Source organism: Rhizomicrobium sp. (assembly GCA_037200385.1).
Classification (GTDB): domain Bacteria; phylum Pseudomonadota; class Alphaproteobacteria; order Micropepsales; family Micropepsaceae; genus Rhizomicrobium.
In genome coordinates, this window is sequence record JBBCGL010000001.1 from 4,957,808 (window position 1) to 4,975,537 (window position 17,730).

Annotated in this window: 12 protein-coding genes; 10 read left to right on the plus strand and 2 right to left on the minus strand. The window is 62.1% G+C overall.

The genetic code is table 11. The features are described 5' to 3' along the window. Positions 1-4: 4 nt before the first annotated feature. Positions 5-409 (minus strand): helix-turn-helix transcriptional regulator, encoded by a 405-nt coding sequence (locus WDM91_23710; GenBank protein MEI9997622.1) that lies wholly within the window; start codon positions 407-409, stop codon positions 5-7. A gap of 130 nt (positions 410-539) precedes the next feature. Here WDM91_23710 and WDM91_23715 point away from each other — a divergent pair, with 130 nt between their 5' ends. From WDM91_23715 to WDM91_23735, 5 genes are all read left to right on the plus strand, one after another. Further along, positions 540-3,710 carry a CHC2 zinc finger domain-containing protein gene (locus WDM91_23715; GenBank protein MEI9997623.1) on the plus strand — a complete coding sequence of 1,057 codons (3,171 nt, stop codon included), beginning with the start codon at positions 540-542 and terminating at the stop codon, positions 3,708-3,710. Continuing rightward, positions 3,700-4,830, plus strand: coding sequence for a site-specific tyrosine recombinase XerC (gene xerC, locus WDM91_23720; protein MEI9997624.1), 1,131 nt, complete (start codon positions 3,700-3,702; stop codon positions 4,828-4,830). The genes WDM91_23715 and xerC (WDM91_23720) overlap by 11 nt, the downstream gene beginning before the upstream one ends. A 139-nt stretch (positions 4,831-4,969) precedes the next feature. After that, on the plus strand, positions 4,970-6,031 hold the full coding sequence (locus WDM91_23725) for a hypothetical protein (GenBank protein ID MEI9997625.1): 1,062 nt from the start codon (positions 4,970-4,972) through the stop codon (positions 6,029-6,031). Positions 6,032-6,305: 274 nt separating this feature from the next. Continuing rightward, a complete protein-coding gene (locus WDM91_23730) occupies positions 6,306-6,572 on the plus strand; it encodes a hypothetical protein (GenBank protein ID MEI9997626.1) in 267 nt (88 codons plus the stop codon). Positions 6,573-7,161: 589 nt separating this feature from the next. Continuing rightward, entirely contained in the window at positions 7,162-7,749 is a 588-nt protein-coding gene (locus WDM91_23735; protein MEI9997627.1) for a hypothetical protein, read from the plus strand. A 628-nt stretch (positions 7,750-8,377) separates the two neighbouring features. Here the strand turns inward: WDM91_23735 and WDM91_23740 are convergent. After that, on the minus strand, positions 8,378-8,782 hold the full coding sequence (locus WDM91_23740) for a helix-turn-helix transcriptional regulator (GenBank protein MEI9997628.1): 405 nt from the start codon (positions 8,780-8,782) through the stop codon (positions 8,378-8,380). A 130-nt stretch (positions 8,783-8,912) separates the two neighbouring features. Between WDM91_23740 and WDM91_23745 the strand changes: the two genes are divergently transcribed. The 5 genes from WDM91_23745 to WDM91_23765 all read left to right on the plus strand — a co-directional run bounded on the left by WDM91_23745 (position 8,913) and on the right by WDM91_23765 (position 17,700). After that, positions 8,913-12,083, plus strand: coding sequence for a CHC2 zinc finger domain-containing protein (locus WDM91_23745; protein MEI9997629.1), 3,171 nt, complete (start codon positions 8,913-8,915; stop codon positions 12,081-12,083). Next, the gene (xerC, locus tag WDM91_23750) at positions 12,073-13,203 is read left to right on the plus strand and encodes a site-specific tyrosine recombinase XerC (GenBank protein MEI9997630.1); all 1,131 of its coding nucleotides are present in this window, start codon (positions 12,073-12,075) and stop codon (positions 13,201-13,203) included. Before WDM91_23745 ends, xerC (WDM91_23750) begins: the two co-directional genes overlap by 11 nt. Positions 13,204-13,340: 137 nt before the next feature. Beyond that, positions 13,341-14,504 carry a hypothetical protein gene (locus WDM91_23755; GenBank protein ID MEI9997631.1) on the plus strand — a complete coding sequence of 388 codons (1,164 nt, stop codon included), beginning with the start codon at positions 13,341-13,343 and terminating at the stop codon, positions 14,502-14,504. Between the two features lie 18 nt (positions 14,505-14,522). Next, entirely contained in the window at positions 14,523-14,972 is a 450-nt protein-coding gene (locus WDM91_23760) for a hypothetical protein (GenBank protein ID MEI9997632.1), read from the plus strand. Between the two features lie 373 nt (positions 14,973-15,345). After that, entirely contained in the window at positions 15,346-17,700 is a 2,355-nt protein-coding gene (locus tag WDM91_23765) for a LysM peptidoglycan-binding domain-containing protein (protein ID MEI9997633.1), read from the plus strand. Positions 17,701-17,730 lie beyond the last annotated feature (30 nt).

The following is a 17,730-nucleotide window of genomic DNA, read 5'->3' on the forward strand; positions in this document are numbered from 1 at the left end:
CGATCTACTCGGCGGCGTCAGCCGTCGTGTTCGCCTGCAAGGCGGTATCGATCATCTGCATGATGAAGCGCTGGCGCGATCGAGGCAGGCGCTGGATGCGCTCGATCTGTTGCAGGAGCTTGGGCGCAGGCCCGCGCCGGGATGGCCGCGAGGCATCGCCGAGCAAGTCCTCAACGCTGACGGCGAGCACATGGGCGAGCCGGGGAACCAGCGCAGCGGCCACGCGGACCCGGCCGACCTCGTAATGGGCGAGCGTTTGCTGCGCGATCCCCAGCTCCTCGGCGAGCTGGACCTGAGTCATGTTCTGGGCTTTGCGCGCTTCGGCGATTCGAGCGCCGAGCGCCTCGTAAAAACGCATGTCGTTCACGCCCACGGAACTGTCCTGCGATGACGGTAGCGCTTCCAGCATAGCGGCGGTCTCCTGAAGGGCCGAGTTGACTCAACTCTCTACAAGAGTAGCCTCCTGTCCAGTTGTTTTGTCGATTCCCCTCTTGACAGGTTTTTGCGAGGGGTCGGTTTTTGAGCACGGGGAACCCCTGATGGCGCGCATCGCCGAATCGGAGCTGGAGCGGCTGAAAAGGGAGGTGTCGGTCGCGCGGCTGATCGAGGAGAGCGGGATCGCGCTTACGAAGCGGGGCAAGGACATGGTGGGGCTGTGTCCGTTCCACCAGGACGACACGCCGTCGCTGACAGTGACGCCGGAGAAGAACCTGTTCCATTGCTTCGGCTGCGATGTGGGCGGCGGGCCGATCGACTGGATGATGAAGAAGAACGGGGTGAGCTTCCGCCACGCGGTCGAGCTGCTGCGGGAAGGGGTGGCTTCGATCACGGACGGGCCGGTGAAGCAGACACGGGTCCGCGCGCTGCCGGCGCCGGTCCGGTTCGACGCCGACGACCAGGCGCTCTTGAACCAGGTGATCGGCTACTACCACGAGACCCTGAAGCAATCGCCCGAGGCGCTCGACTATCTGCGCGCGCGGGGCCTGGTGCATCCCGAGCTGATCGAGCGCTTCAAGCTGGGCTATGCGAACCGGACGCTGGGGCTGCGCTTGCCGGAGAAGACACGCAAGGCCGGCAGCGAGGTCCGCACCCGTCTCGAAAAGCTCGGTCTCTACCGCGCGAGCGGACACGAACACTTCAACGGCAGCCTTGTGTTCCCGGTGCTGGACGAGCGCGGCGACGTGCAGGAAGTGTACGGCCGCAAGATCGCGAACAATCTTCGCGCCGGCACGCCCAAGCATCTGTATCTGCCCGGCCCGCACAAGGGCGTGTGGAATCTCGACGGCCTGGCGGCGGGCCGTGGCGAGATCGTCGTCTGCGAGGCGCTGATCGACGCGGCGACGTTCTGGTGTGCCGGCTATCGCAACGTGACGGCGGCGTATGGCGTCAACGGCTTCACGCAAGATCACCTCGCCGCCTTCCGCCGTTACGGCATCACGCGCGTGCTGATCGCGTTCGACCGCGACGACGCCGGCGAGCGCGCGGCGAACGAACTGGCTGAGCAGCTCATCAAGGAAGGTCTGTGCTGCTATCGCATCGAGTTCCCCAAGACGATGGACGCCAACCTCTATGCGCAGAAGGTGGCGCCGGCCTCGCGCTCGCTGGGTGTGCTGATCCGCAAGGCATCGTGGCTGGGCCAGGGCAAGGCGCCGAAGCTGACGAGCGCGCCGGCCGACGAGCTGGAGGCGGTATTGTCGAAGCCGATCGACGCCGCACCAACAGCAGCAGCTAAAGAAGAAATTGAACCGAGTTCTTCTTTAGCTGCCTTGTCCGTCGCGCCGGCCGACATGCCGCCGCTTCCAGAGCCGACGATCGCAACGCCGCTGCCGCCTGGTCCGGCCGACGATCCGGTGCTGAAGAAGACGGCCGAGGAGCTGGTGCTGATGCAGGGCGACCGGCAATACCGGATACGCGGGTGGATGAAGCCGCTCAACCCGGAATCGATGAAGATCAATCTGCTCGTTCATCGCGGCGAGCGCTTCCATGTCGATACGTTCGATCTCTACAACGCCAAGGCGCGCACGAGCTTCATCAAGCAGGCGGGCATCGAGCTGGGCGAGGCCGAGGACACGATCAAGCACGATCTCGGCCGCGTGCTGCTCAAGCTGGAAGCGTTGCAGGACGCCGAGCTGGTCAAGGTGCTGAAGAAGGACGAGCGGCCGGCGCTCACCGAAGAAGAACGGCGCGACGCGCTCGCGCTTCTGAAAGACCCTAAACTGATGGAGCGCATCCTGGCCGACTTCGAGGTGTGCGGCGTCGTCGGCGAGGAGACCAACAAGCTGACGGGATACCTGGCCTGCGTCTCGCGTCTGCTGGATCGGCCGCTGGCGGTGATTATCCAGTCGAGTTCGGCGGCCGGCAAATCCTCGCTGATGGATGCGGTGCTGGCGCTGGTGCCGGCCGACGCCCAGGTGCGCTACAGCGCGATGACGGGCCAGAGCCTGTTCTACATGGGCGAGACCAACCTCAAGCATCGCATCCTGGCGATCGCGGAGGAGGAAGGGGCGCAGAGCGCGGGCTATGCGCTGAAGCTGTTGCAGTCCGACGGCGAGGTGACGATCGCCTCGACCGGAAAGGATCCAACGACGGGGCTGTTGGTGACGCACGAGTACCGGGTCGAAGGGCCGGTGATGCTGTTCCTGACGACGACGGCGATCGACATCGACGAGGAATTGCTCAACCGCTGTCTCGTTCTCACCGTCAACGAGAGCCGCGAACAGACGCGCGCGATCCACGTGTTGCAGCGTCGCCGGCAGACGCTGGAAGGGTTGCTCCAGGAGGAAGATCGCCGGGCGATCGAGAAGCTGCATCGCAACGCGCAAGGTCTTCTGGAGCGGCTGGCCGTCGTCAATCCGTTCGCCGACCAGCTCTCGTTCCTGGACGACAAGACGCGCACCAGGCGCGATCACATGAAGTATCTGACGCTGATCAAAGCGATTGCGCTGCTGCATCAGCATCAGCGCAAAATCCAGACGGTCGAGCATCGCGGAAGGCCGCTGCGCTATGTGGAAGTCGAGGCGTGCGACATCGCGCTCGCCAACCGCTTGGCGCATGAAGTGCTGGGCCGCACGCTCGATGAGCTGCCGCCGCAGACGCGGATGCTGCTTGAGACTCTCCATAAGTGGGCGCGCGCCGAATGCGAGACGCGCGCCGTCAAACGCTGTGACTTCCGCTTCGGCCGGCGCGAGGTGCGCAGCATGACGGGGTGGAGCAACACGCAATTGGGCGTGCATCTCTCCCGCCTGGTCGAGCTCGAATACGTCATCGCCCATCGCGGGGCACGCGGCACGAGCTTCTCTTACGAGCTGATTTACGACGGCGCGGCCGACAACGGGCCGGGCCTGTGCGGCCTGATCGACGTGGCATCGCTGATCGCAAATGAGGGTACGACAGCGAGTGTACGGGGGGTGAGGGGTGGGTTTACGGGATCAAAACGGCCTCAAAACGGGGCCATTGCGGGGGGTGTACGGTCCCACAAAACCGCTGCAACGCCTTCTGCCGCACCGTCTTCTGACGAATCCGTCGCGAACGGCGCTGAAACGCACATTATAGAGAGTGCGTCGTCTGTCGTGTCATACGTCAATGGCTCGTCACACACGCACGCATCGCGCGCGGAATCTTCTTCTTTAGCTGCTTCTCCCTTAGCTGCTCTGGCGGCTGAAGCAGACCTGTCCGCCGTAGCTCAAGGAGCGAAGGCGGATGCCGCTTAAGGGCGCGCGCCATTCGCACAAGGGCATCTACCACCCCAAGAGAGCGCCGGTGGAATGGTCGGCAGACGCGGGCGAGCCGGAGAGTCTGTGGGCCTACACGCAGCGCTTCACGCGCTGGCAGATGGAGCGCAACTACTCCCATCACACCTACGAGAATCGCGAACGCACGCTGCGCGCCTTCGCCGCCTGGTGCGCGGAGCGCGGTCTGGTGCGGCCGCAGGAGATCACCAAGCCGATCCTGGAACGCTGGCAGCGTCATCTCTATCTGCACAGGAAACCGAACGGCGAGCCGTTGTCGGCGCGCAGCCAGATCGCGCACACCGATCCCTTGAAGGCGCTCTTCAAGTGGCTCGCCCGCGAAAATTACATCCTCTACAACCCCGCTTCCGATCTGCAATTGCCGCGCATCGGAAGACGACTCCCGAAACATATTTTGACCGTGACGGAAGTCGAAAAGGTGCTGGCGGTGCCGAAAACATCGACGCCAGTCGGCATCCGCGACCGCGCGATGCTGGAGACGCTGTACTCGACGGGCATGCGCCGGCAGGAATTGATCGAGCTGAAACTCCACGATGTGGATGCCGGGCGCGGCGTCGTTCTGGTGCGCGAAGGCAAGGGCCGCAAGGACCGGATGATCCCGATCGGCGTGCGCGCGCTCGCCTGGATCGACAAATATCTGGACGATGTGCGGCCCGATTTTACCTCCGGCGCCGACGACGGCACGCTGTTCCTCAGCGTCACGGGCACACCGTTCAAGCCCAATCGGCTGGCCGAGATCGCGCGGGCCTGCATCGAGCAGGCGAACATCGGCAAGCGCGGTGCCTGTCACATCTTCCGCCACACGATGGCGACTCTGATGCTGGAGAACGGCGCCGACATCCGCTACATCCAGGCGATCCTGGGCCACACCGATCTCTCCACCACCGAGCTTTACACGCAAGTCTCGATCAAGAAATTGAAGGCCGTCCACACCGAAACACATCCCGGAAAGCCGATCGGCAAGGCCGACCGCTACGAGCCGAAAGGCGATTTATCCGTCGATGCCGACGCCGCAGATGACCTCCTGGAGGTGCTGGAAATGGAAGCAAACGAGGAGGACGGCCGCCCCGAATCCTGTTAAATTGAGAGCTGCTAAACGAGCTGCTTGGGGTGACGCTCGGTACACGGAATCCGTCTTACAAACTTCTTGCTTAGCTGCTGTTCTGAGCTGCTAAAGCGATCATCGCACACGCCGGAAAAGGCGCATCAGGGGGTCAAAATTGCAGGCCGCGCTCGCATCGAGAGCAACGCGATTTAAGCCGTTGATCGCCTTCGGCGATCTGGAATCTGGCGCTCGAACCCGTGTCAGGGTGTTGAGTCTCGGGCAAACCATCGGCAACCTCGTGGCGGGCGGAATACAGGGATCGGGGCAACCTGCATCCACCGATCCGCTGCCCGGAGAGTCCGATGGCGACTACCTCAACCGGATGGCCGAGCTTCACGCGGCCACGGCCGGAGACATCTCGGGAGACGTGCAGTTCGCCGGTCCTGGCGCGGCGCCACCGAAGCAGGATGAAGGGTTCTTCGGCTGGCTCGGTGATGAAATATCGTCGGGATGGCATGCGCTCGTGCAAGGCGGCGAGACACTCATCAACGATGTCACGGAGGCCGTTGGCATCGGCGATGTGTTCACGCCGGCATCATCGGGCAATGGCACATCGCCGACACCAGGCGTGGAAACCGTGACGGTCACGGCGCCGAAATATAATCCGAACGAGGTTCATCTCTGGAGCTTCTCCGAGTTCATGAACATCGTCACTCGGCCCGCCAACTATGATCGTCCGTACTCCGCAGTCGGAGGCCCGCCCAACTCGCACAACTCCGTGGCTTACTTCTATCCGGACGGACGAATGGAAGTCCGCACGGGCGGTACGCTGGCCTGGAGAGACAACAATCCGGGCAATCTACGTCACGCGCCCGACGCAATAGGGACAAACTCGGTGTATTCCGCTGCGGCAGCAAACCATGTCGCACCGATGGCGATCTTCCCCGATGTTCAGGCGGGTTTGGATGCGCAGGAGCACCTGTTATTTGGGCCATCCTATCGCAATTTGTCGATCGCTGATGCGATGACAAAATACGCACCTCCCACCGACAGCAATCCCACGGACGTCATGATAGCTAAGCTGTCGGCAGCAGCGGGGGTCCCCAGCACCACCATTATGAGCGCCTTAACGCCCGATCAGAGGATGGCGTTCATGGCGCAAGAGCAAGCTATCGAGCAGAGCAGACCCGGAACCGTCGAGATCTTTTACTGGGGCCTGCCAGACCCGAAATACTGAGATGCAGAGGTCACAAATGTCGTTGCGATCTATCCGTTTAGCTGGACGAAACGCTCTGCTCTGGCGGGTTTTGCTGTCTCTCCTGGTGATTGGTTCGCCCGGAATCTGCAACAGCGCCGCGGTCGCGAAGCCCGCGCATTGGTGCGGAGCGAGGTTCCATACGTCCAGCCCGGCTACTATCTTTGGGACGCTTCGCAAACGTAGCGACTTTGGTCCTCCCAACTTCGGAGAGCACCCGCAGACAGATCAAAAGGTGACTGTGTGGATCGTGCATTTGGATTTTGCGATCCCTGTCGAAGTGAACAGAGAGCTTAAAATGACTCCGAAGGTCGTGCTCGCTGACGAAATCCAGATCAGCTTCTCCGGTAAAGTGGAGCCGTTATTGCCTAGATACCGCAATCGTCATGTACGCGTATCGGGAACGTTATGGACGCAGGTTAACTGGCAAGATTTTACACCTGTTGTCATTGCTCCGGACACCATCCGCATTGCTGGAAAGAGCGATTGTCGCGGGGAGGAAGCCGCAGGAGTACGCGAGTGATCCCAATCTAACGGCTCATGAATTGCATCGCGATCAGCACGGTCTCGACGTGTCGGCCGCACGATTTTTGTGCGTTGGGGGCATCGTGATCGTGAACGCAACGCTCTAGGAGGTTGGCAGATGTATCGTATTGGCCGTGCGCTTTGGCTATGCGCAGCGTTCGTTATCGCCAGCCCAGTTGCGTCACTGGGAGCAGAGAGTTACGAGCAATCAATCGCCCCATTTAACAGGGCGCTAGCGCGGATTTGCCCGGCAAAGCACCTTGAAAATCTGAGTCCTGGCTTTCTCGATGTTGTAATCCAAGATTATCTCCGACAACTGCCGGCGCGCGAGGAAGATCGCATTCAACGTGCTGCGCAGCCGATGTGTGTTGAAAGCCACGCGGGGGTATCTTGCGCAAATATTGGTTACATCCGGGCGGCCAGAAAGCTTCAGTTTACGACTCGGCTCGCTAAGGCTGCATGTGAATCTGGATATGTTTGCAGCACAAAATTTGCTGATTGCATGAGCGTCAAGAAATAATTTGGTGCGAAAAATAGCGGTGCGCACGCTCCAGGAACGCTGGGACAGATGCTTCGAGACGCTCTCGATGAGCGCGCCGGAAGGCACGTTTGAATCGCTCGTGGAGCGCTACGGCGAGCCGCACCGGGCCTATCACACGCTGCAACATATCGGGGAATGCTTCGCACAATTTGACCGCGTTCACGACGCGCGCGCGCCGGGTGAAGTGGGGTTGGCGTTGTGGTTCCACGACGCGATCTACGATCCGCGCGCGTCCGATAATGAGGCGCGCAGCGCGCAATGGGCGCGCGCCGTGCTCGTTGAATCCGGCGCGCCGGCGACAACAATTGAAGCGGTTGAGCGCCTGATATTGATGACACAGCACGACGCCACGCCGCAGGACCATGACGCGCAGATCGTCGTCGATATCGATCTGTCGATCCTCGGCGCCGACGAGAATCGATTCCAGGAATACGAGGTTCAGGTGCGCCGTGAATATCAGTGGGTGGAAGAAAATGCGTTCCGACGCGGGCGAACCGATGTGCTGCAAGCCTTCTTGAATCGTCCGTTCATCTACAGCACGGCCGACTTCCGCGCGCGCCTGGAGGCGAGCGCCAGGAGCAATCTGACACGCTCGATCGCAGCTCTCTCCGGCGACTCCACGACAAGAAATTGAGCGCAGATCGACGCTGAACCGACGCATCGGTCGCACGATTTTGCGTGTTCGAGAGATCGAATCCGGTGCGGATTTTGCGCGTTGGACGACGTGAATCCGGCACTGAATCGACGCTCCGGCGACGCGATTTTGCGCGTGATTTTTGCGCGCGGGCGGTGCTGCCGGCGGCGGCGATCGCAGCCGTGAGGAGAAGGTGATCGCAGGAGGTGGTGCGTGGGGGGGGGTGGAACTTTTGGAGGGCAAGATAAAAGGACCGCCACACGAATGTGGCTAAGTGGTTGTCTGCACATCATTTTTTATGGCACCAACGGCCTCGCCGATGGTGCCATCGTGGGCTGGCTGGCACGTAAGCGATTGATTTTATTAGCCGCGCGTGGGTGGCAGGCTGGCGGCAACGTGGTGCCGGAATGCATTTAAGCCGCTGAATCATTGATGTTTTGGATGGTGCCGCCGAATGGTGCCATGCGAGGGCCAGACCGGGTCCGCACCGTCAAGCCCGCGCGGCTGCGCCGCGCCCTTCGGCTCCGCTTCGCTGGCGCTGCGCTCCGGGGCATTGACGGCACGGCCCCGGCCTGGCTTTGGGCTTGGAAGCGCTTCGCGCGGATCAGCAGCGCGGGCGCTGCTCGATCTACTCGGCGGCGTCAGCCGTCGTGTTCGCCTGCAAGGCGGTATCGATCATCTGCATGATGAAGCGCTGGCGCGATCGAGGCAGGCGCTGGATGCGCTCGATCTGTTGCAGGAGCTTGGGCGCAGGCCCGCGCCGGGATGGCCGCGAGGCATCGCCGAGCAAGTCCTCAACGCTGACGGCGAGCACATGGGCGAGCCGGGGAACCAGCGCAGCGGCCACGCGGACCCGGCCGACCTCGTAATGGGCGAGCGTTTGCTGCGCGATCCCCAGCTCCTCGGCGAGCTGGACCTGAGTCATGTTCTGGGCTTTGCGCGCTTCGGCGATTCGAGCGCCGAGCGCCTCGTAAAAACGCATGTCGTTCACGCCCACGGAACTGTCCTGCGATGACGGTAGCGCTTCCAGCATAGCGGCGGTCTCCTGAAGGGCCGAGTTGACTCAACTCTCTACAAGAGTAGCCTCCTGTCCAGTTGTTTTGTCGATTCCCCTCTTGACAGGTTTTTGCGAGGGGTCGGTTTTTGAGCACGGGGAACCCCTGATGGCGCGCATCGCCGAATCGGAGCTGGAGCGGCTGAAAAGGGAGGTGTCGGTCGCGCGGCTGATCGAGGAGAGCGGGATCGCGCTTACGAAGCGGGGCAAGGACATGGTGGGGCTGTGTCCGTTCCACCAGGACGACACGCCGTCGCTGACAGTGACGCCGGAGAAGAACCTGTTCCATTGCTTCGGCTGCGATGTGGGCGGCGGGCCGATCGACTGGATGATGAAGAAGAACGGGGTGAGCTTCCGCCACGCGGTCGAGCTGCTGCGGGAAGGGGTGGCTTCGATCACGGACGGGCCGGTGAAGCAGACACGGGTCCGCGCGCTGCCGGCGCCGGTCCGGTTCGACGCCGACGACCAGGCGCTCTTGAACCAGGTGATCGGCTACTACCACGAGACCCTGAAGCAATCGCCCGAGGCGCTCGACTATCTGCGCGCGCGGGGCCTGGTGCATCCCGAGCTGATCGAGCGCTTCAAGCTGGGCTATGCGAACCGGACGCTGGGGCTGCGCTTGCCGGAGAAGACACGCAAGGCCGGCAGCGAGGTCCGCACCCGTCTCGAAAAGCTCGGTCTCTACCGCGCGAGCGGACACGAACACTTCAACGGCAGCCTTGTGTTCCCGGTGCTGGACGAGCGCGGCGACGTGCAGGAAGTGTACGGCCGCAAGATCGCGAACAATCTTCGCGCCGGCACGCCCAAGCATCTGTATCTGCCCGGCCCGCACAAGGGCGTGTGGAATCTCGACGGCCTGGCGGCGGGCCGTGGCGAGATCGTCGTCTGCGAGGCGCTGATCGACGCGGCGACGTTCTGGTGTGCCGGCTATCGCAACGTGACGGCGGCGTATGGCGTCAACGGCTTCACGCAAGATCACCTCGCCGCCTTCCGCCGTTACGGCATCACGCGCGTGCTGATCGCGTTCGACCGCGACGACGCCGGCGAGCGCGCGGCGAACGAACTGGCTGAGCAGCTCATCAAGGAAGGTCTGTGCTGCTATCGCATCGAGTTCCCCAAGACGATGGACGCCAACCTCTATGCGCAGAAGGTGGCGCCGGCCTCGCGCTCGCTGGGTGTGCTGATCCGCAAGGCATCGTGGCTGGGCCAGGGCAAGGCGCCGAAGCTGACGAGCGCGCCGGCCGACGAGCTGGAGGCGGTATTGTCGAAGCCGATCGACGCCGCACCAACAGCAGCAGCTAAAGAAGAAATTGAACCGAGTTCTTCTTTAGCTGCCTTGTCCGTCGCGCCGGCCGACATGCCGCCGCTTCCAGAGCCGACGATCGCAACGCCGCTGCCGCCTGGTCCGGCCGACGATCCGGTGCTGAAGAAGACGGCCGAGGAGCTGGTGCTGATGCAGGGCGACCGGCAATACCGGATACGCGGGTGGATGAAGCCGCTCAACCCGGAATCGATGAAGATCAATCTGCTCGTTCATCGCGGCGAGCGCTTCCATGTCGATACGTTCGATCTCTACAACGCCAAGGCGCGCACGAGCTTCATCAAGCAGGCGGGCATCGAGCTGGGCGAGGCCGAGGACACGATCAAGCACGATCTCGGCCGCGTGCTGCTCAAGCTGGAAGCGTTGCAGGACGCCGAGCTGGTCAAGGTGCTGAAGAAGGACGAGCGGCCGGCGCTCACCGAAGAAGAACGGCGCGACGCGCTCGCGCTTCTGAAAGACCCTAAACTGATGGAGCGCATCCTGGCCGACTTCGAGGTGTGCGGCGTCGTCGGCGAGGAGACCAACAAGCTGACGGGATACCTGGCCTGCGTCTCGCGTCTGCTGGATCGGCCGCTGGCGGTGATTATCCAGTCGAGTTCGGCGGCCGGCAAATCCTCGCTGATGGATGCGGTGCTGGCGCTGGTGCCGGCCGACGCCCAGGTGCGCTACAGCGCGATGACGGGCCAGAGCCTGTTCTACATGGGCGAGACCAACCTCAAGCATCGCATCCTGGCGATCGCGGAGGAGGAAGGGGCGCAGAGCGCGGGCTATGCGCTGAAGCTGTTGCAGTCCGACGGCGAGGTGACGATCGCCTCGACCGGAAAGGATCCAACGACGGGGCTGTTGGTGACGCACGAGTACCGGGTCGAAGGGCCGGTGATGCTGTTCCTGACGACGACGGCGATCGACATCGACGAGGAATTGCTCAACCGCTGTCTCGTTCTCACCGTCAACGAGAGCCGCGAACAGACGCGCGCGATCCACGTGTTGCAGCGTCGCCGGCAGACGCTGGAAGGGTTGCTCCAGGAGGAAGATCGCCGGGCGATCGAGAAGCTGCATCGCAACGCGCAAGGTCTTCTGGAGCGGCTGGCCGTCGTCAATCCGTTCGCCGACCAGCTCTCGTTCCTGGACGACAAGACGCGCACCAGGCGCGATCACATGAAGTATCTGACGCTGATCAAAGCGATTGCGCTGCTGCATCAGCATCAGCGCAAAATCCAGACGGTCGAGCATCGCGGAAGGCCGCTGCGCTATGTGGAAGTCGAGGCGTGCGACATCGCGCTCGCCAACCGCTTGGCGCATGAAGTGCTGGGCCGCACGCTCGATGAGCTGCCGCCGCAGACGCGGATGCTGCTTGAGACTCTCCATAAGTGGGCGCGCGCCGAATGCGAGACGCGCGCCGTCAAACGCTGTGACTTCCGCTTCGGCCGGCGCGAGGTGCGCAGCATGACGGGGTGGAGCAACACGCAATTGGGCGTGCATCTCTCCCGCCTGGTCGAGCTCGAATACGTCATCGCCCATCGCGGGGCACGCGGCACGAGCTTCTCTTACGAGCTGATTTACGACGGCGCGGCCGACAACGGGCCGGGCCTGTGCGGCCTGATCGACGTGGCATCGCTGATCGCAAATGAGGGTACGACAGCGAGTGTACGGGGGGTGAGGGGTGGGTTTACGGGATCAAAACGGCCTCAAAACGGGGCCATTGCGGGGGGTGTACGGTCCCACAAAACCGCTGCAACGCCTTCTGCCGCACCGTCTTCTGACGAATCCGTCGCGAACGGCGCTGAAACGCACATTATAGAGAGTGCGTCGTCTGTCGTGTCATACGTCAATGGCTCGTCACACACGCACGCATCGCGCGCGGAATCTTCTTCTTTAGCTGCTTCTCCCTTAGCTGCTCTGGCGGCTGAAGCAGACCTGTCCGCCGTAGCTCAAGGAGCGAAGGCGGATGCCGCTTAAGGGCGCGCGCCATTCGCACAAGGGCATCTACCACCCCAAGAGAGCGCCGGTGGAATGGTCGGCAGACGCGGGCGAGCCGGAGAGTCTGTGGGCCTACACGCAGCGCTTCACGCGCTGGCAGATGGAGCGCAACTACTCCCATCACACCTACGAGAATCGCGAACGCACGCTGCGCGCCTTCGCCGCCTGGTGCGCGGAGCGCGGTCTGGTGCGGCCGCAGGAGATCACCAAGCCGATCCTGGAACGCTGGCAGCGTCATCTCTATCTGCACAGGAAACCGAACGGCGAGCCGTTGTCGGCGCGCAGCCAGATCGCGCACACCGATCCCTTGAAGGCGCTCTTCAAGTGGCTCGCCCGCGAAAATTACATCCTCTACAACCCCGCTTCCGATCTGCAATTGCCGCGCATCGGAAGACGACTCCCGAAACATATTTTGACCGTGACGGAAGTCGAAAAGGTGCTGGCGGTGCCGAAAACATCGACGCCAGTCGGCATCCGCGACCGCGCGATGCTGGAGACGCTGTACTCGACGGGCATGCGCCGGCAGGAATTGATCGAGCTGAAACTCCACGATGTGGATGCCGGGCGCGGCGTCGTTCTGGTGCGCGAAGGCAAGGGCCGCAAGGACCGGATGATCCCGATCGGCGTGCGCGCGCTCGCCTGGATCGACAAATATCTGGACGATGTGCGGCCCGATTTTACCTCCGGCGCCGACGACGGCACGCTGTTCCTCAGCGTCACGGGCACACCGTTCAAGCCCAATCGGCTGGCCGAGATCGCGCGGGCCTGCATCGAGCAGGCGAACATCGGCAAGCGCGGTGCCTGTCACATCTTCCGCCACACGATGGCGACTCTGATGCTGGAGAACGGCGCCGACATCCGCTACATCCAGGCGATCCTGGGCCACACCGATCTCTCCACCACCGAGCTTTACACGCAAGTCTCGATCAAGAAATTGAAGGCCGTCCACACCGAAACACATCCCGGAAAGCCGATCGGCAAGGCCGACCGCTACGAGCCGAAAGGCGATTTATCCGTCGATGCCGACGCCGCAGATGACCTCCTGGAGGTGCTGGAAATGGAAGCAAACGAGGAGGACGGCCGCTCCGAATCCTGTTAAATTAGAGCGGCTAAACGAGCTGCTTGGGTGACGCTCGGTACACGGAATCCGTCTTACAAACTTCTTGCTTAGCTGCTGTTCTGAGCTGCTAAAGCGATCATCGCACACGCCGGAAAAGGCGCATCAGGGGGTCAAAATTGCAGGCCGCGCTCGCATCGAGAGCAACGCGATTTAAGCCGTTGATCGCCTTCGGCGATCTGGAATCTGGCGCTCGAACCCGTGTCAGGGTGTTGAGTCTTGGGCAGACGATTGGCAGTGTGATTGCGGGCGGGATCAGCCAGTCAGACCAAATGTCGCCCGCCGAATATCAGGCGAACATGGACCAGTACAACGCGGCGCTCGATAGCGGTGCGTCGCCGGATCAGCTCAGTGCGCTGTATCACAACCTCGGTCTGGATGGGGTGACGGCGGGCGCCGCGCCACTAGGCGCACCTGTCGAGGTTGGTTATCTGCCGCCGGTCGCGGGCACGCAGCTCTCCATGGACGACGTGCGCAATATTGGAACGACCGCGCTCTCGCTGTTCAGGCAGCAATACGAGAGCAACGGAGGCGGTTCATTCCAGCAGGTGAATCTTCTGGGAGACGGGTCGGGATTCCTGGGCTTGCCGAGCGCCAAAGACCTGCAAAATGAAATCCAGAACACGCTCAGCGATCTCGCAAACCAGGCGAGCCAGGCCACCGGCGACGCGGCCAAAGCGTTGCGCGCGGAATACAATGCAGCGGTTCGGTTGGCGGCGACGGTCTCGATCTCGCAGACGATCGCCGACCCGTCCACCTCGGCCGACGCGCGCATGGTTCTTCAGAGCTTCCTCACCGGCGACGGTCCGCGAAACTTCTATTTTGAGCCCAACTCGACGGGCGTCGCTGAGTTGTTCAACTACAGGTCCAGCGACTACTACTACGCCCAGGAGGATGGGGCCATCGGTTTTATGCTCAATAAATACCCGAACCAGGGCGGTACGCTTAGGGACGGCAACGAAATCACGTACCCAAGAGGGTATACTAACGGCAGCTACAACGCCCTGTACGGTGCATGGGGCCTCACGGACGGAACGCAGATGGGCGACATTACCGGAACGTTTTCGAAAGGCTTGGCGGCTCATGTCGCGGACGATATGATCTACTTCCACGCTGAAAACGATATGGACCTTGTGTCGTTCGCGGCTGGGAATCTGTTCAAGGTTCAGAACGATCTGATCAACATTCCGACCAGCGGGCCACTGTCCACGGTGCATATGACGTTCGAGTGGGGCCGCCCGGTTCCGGACCTGCTGAGGTACGACAATTTTGCGCATCACTGATCGTAAACGAGGTATCAGATGACCAACAGGACAGCTTTTGTGTGCTTGATCTTGCTGGGCAGTCTGTGTTTGGCCGCCTGTCATTCGAACGATGGCACGTTCGATCCGATCGGCCGCTGGAGTAGCAAAGAAGGGTACGAAGTCACGCTCAGAACGAACGGCACCTACCTGTTTTGCGATCGCGGCGTGTGCTCCGAGGGCAAGGTGGAACGTCCCGGCGGCGGATTTGGGGTGACCCTTGTCGGCTTCTTCAAGAAGGAAAATACCGCACGACTAGTGCAGGAGGTAAGGAGACTCTACACCGGCTATGCTGCGTCCGAGAGCTTTGGGAAGGATAGTGACCTCGATTTTACAGCGAACTCTGGCATCAGCACTGCAAGCCCGAGCGAATTTTGCGACTACAAGCCGTGCGTTATTTTTGGGAGTCTTGAGACGGGACCAAACCTCGCTTTCATTAAAGCTGAATGATCGGCGAGTCGCCTCGGCATCGCTGGCTGGAGCCAGAGCGGCCAGCTCTTCGTCTCCGGCATGGCCGGCGATATCGCCGACGCCGCGACGCGATCCCTCGTCTTAGGATGCGGTGTGACTGCTTATGATCGGGAAGACGCAATCGATTTGATGCAAAGGCACATTTTTGGGAATCGCGAGATGCCAAAGATTTCTCACGTTACTGATGACGCTGAGCTTGGGAGCCTGAATCAGGGACATGTGGCTCCAAATGTCGGCAATATGAACGTTCGTGGAATATGGTTTCCACAAGGGTATGATGAAAATTTAGATTAGCTGCACGGCCCAGCCGACCTCGGAGGCCGATTACTTCTACGACTGGCGCGACAGCGCGGTGGAAGGTACCGAGAGCTACACCGCCAACACCGCGGTCTCGGCGCCGGTGGCGAACTACAGCGGCTACAATTACGGCCCGGGCGGAAGGCTGCAGAGCGTCGCGATCAATGACGGCCATCCGCGCACCATCGCCTTCGGCACCAACATCGAGGGCCAGATCCTCAGCCGCGCCGAGAACGACAATGTCGGCGGCACGGTCGACCAGTATGAGCGCCACTTCTACTTCGACGGCATGGCGCTGGGCGACGTCTCGAACAACGGCACCTCCGACACCGACTACGCCGCCTCGATCGCGGCCCATATCGCGGTGCCGGGCAGCGGCAACCTGCGCGGCGGCGCCACCGTCGCGATGCCCTACGCCGACTTCGACCAGAGCTACGACCCGGTCAACGGCATCACCTATGCCGGGGCGCCGTCGCACTACACCGCGCAGGACGGCGACACGCTGGCCGGCATCGCCGCGATGGTCTGGGGCGACGCCAGCCTGTGGTACCTGATCGCCGACGCCAACGGCCTGAGCTCGCCCAGCGACAGCCTCACCGCCGGCACCGACCTCATCCTGCCCAACAAGGTCGTCAACCTCCACAACAACGCCAGCACCTTCAAGGTCTACGACCCCAACGAAGCCATCGGCGACACCGCGCCGACCGTGCCCAAGCAGCCGAAGCACGACGGCAACAATTGCGGCGTGTTCGGACAGATCCTGAAGGCCGTCGTGGCGATCGTGGTCACGGTGGTGACCGGCGGCAATGCGGTGCTCGGCGATCTGGCGGCCCAGGTGTTCGGGCTGGCGACGGGCATCCAGAAGAGCTTCAACTGGAACGAGCTGGCGGAGAGCGGGATCACCGCGGGCGTCGCCAACGGGCTGCAGGAGGTCGGGATGGTGGTGCAGACCACCAGCGAGATCTTCAACGCGGTGGCCAACGCCGTGATCACCAATGTGGTGAGCCAGGGCATCGAGGTCGCGACCGGGCTGCAGAAGAGCTTCGACTGGGCCGGCGTCGCCGCCTCCGGCATCGGCGGGGGTGTCGGATATGCGGTCGGCGACTGGGCCGGCTCGCAGGACTTCTTCGACGGCAATGCAACCTTGAACCAGGTCGCCACCACGGTGTTCGCCAGCACCGCGCGCGACATCGTCTCCGCCGCGGCCCGCACGCTGATCGACGGCTCGGACTTCGGCGACAACATCATCGCCGTGCTGCCCGACGTGCTCGCCAGCGCCGTCGGCGCCGGCATCCAGTCACCCGGCGGCGAGGCGGCGAGCGACGACTTCGGCGCCCAGCAGACAGGCAAGACCGGCGACGTCTCCAACCGGAGCGGACCGACCATGGGATCATCCTCGAGCCTGCCCAGCACCGGTTACAGCAGCTATGGCGGGCTCGCCGGCTTCGTCGACAGCATCCTCAACGGCACCGGCGGACAGACCGACACCGCGCAGGTCGGCAAAGACGATGATCTGGCCGGGTTCAAGGGGTTCCGCGCCGCGCCTACGACGCCGGTCGAGGTTGGCTATCTGCCCCCGGTCGCGGGCACGCAGCTTTCCATGGACGACGTGCACAATATTGGAACGACCGCGCTCGCACTGTTCAGACAGCAATACGAGGGCAACGGAGGCGGTTCATTCCAGCAGGTGAATCTTCTGGGAGATGGGTCCGGATTTTTGGGCTTGCCGAGCGCCAAAGACCTGCAAAGCGAAATCCAGGGCACGCTCAGCGATCTCGCAAATCAGGCGAGTCAGGCCACCGGTGACGCGGCCAAAGCGCTGCGCGCGGATTACAACGCGGCCGTTCGTTTGGCGGCGACGGTCTCGATTTCGGCGACGATTGCCGACCCATCGACCTCGGCCGATGCGCGTATGGTTCTTCAGAGCTTCCTCACCGGAGATGGCCCGAGAGACTTCCATTTTGGGCCGAACTCGACGGGCGTCGCGGAGTTGTTCAACTACAATTCCAGCGATTACTATTATGCTCAAGAGGATGGGGCGGTCGATTTTATGCTCAACACAAAGTATCATGAAACGACGCTGCGTGATGGCGATCAAATCACGGGCTATGCCAATGGGAGTTACAATGCGCTCTACGGTGCGTGGGGTCTCACGGATGGAACGCAGATGGGAGACATCACCGGGACGTTCACAAGCGGCCTGGCAGCAAAGGTTGCAAATGACACGATCTATTTCGGTGCGAAAAACGACATGGACCTCGTGTCTTTTGCGGCTGGGAATCTGTTCAAAGTTCAGAATGATCTGATCAACGTTCCCGCGAGCGGGCCGCTTTCGACGGTGCACATGACGTTCGAGTGGACACGGCCCGTTCCACCAATGCTAAACTACAACAACTATGCGCATCACTGATTCGGTGAAGCGGATTCAATTTGCTAAATT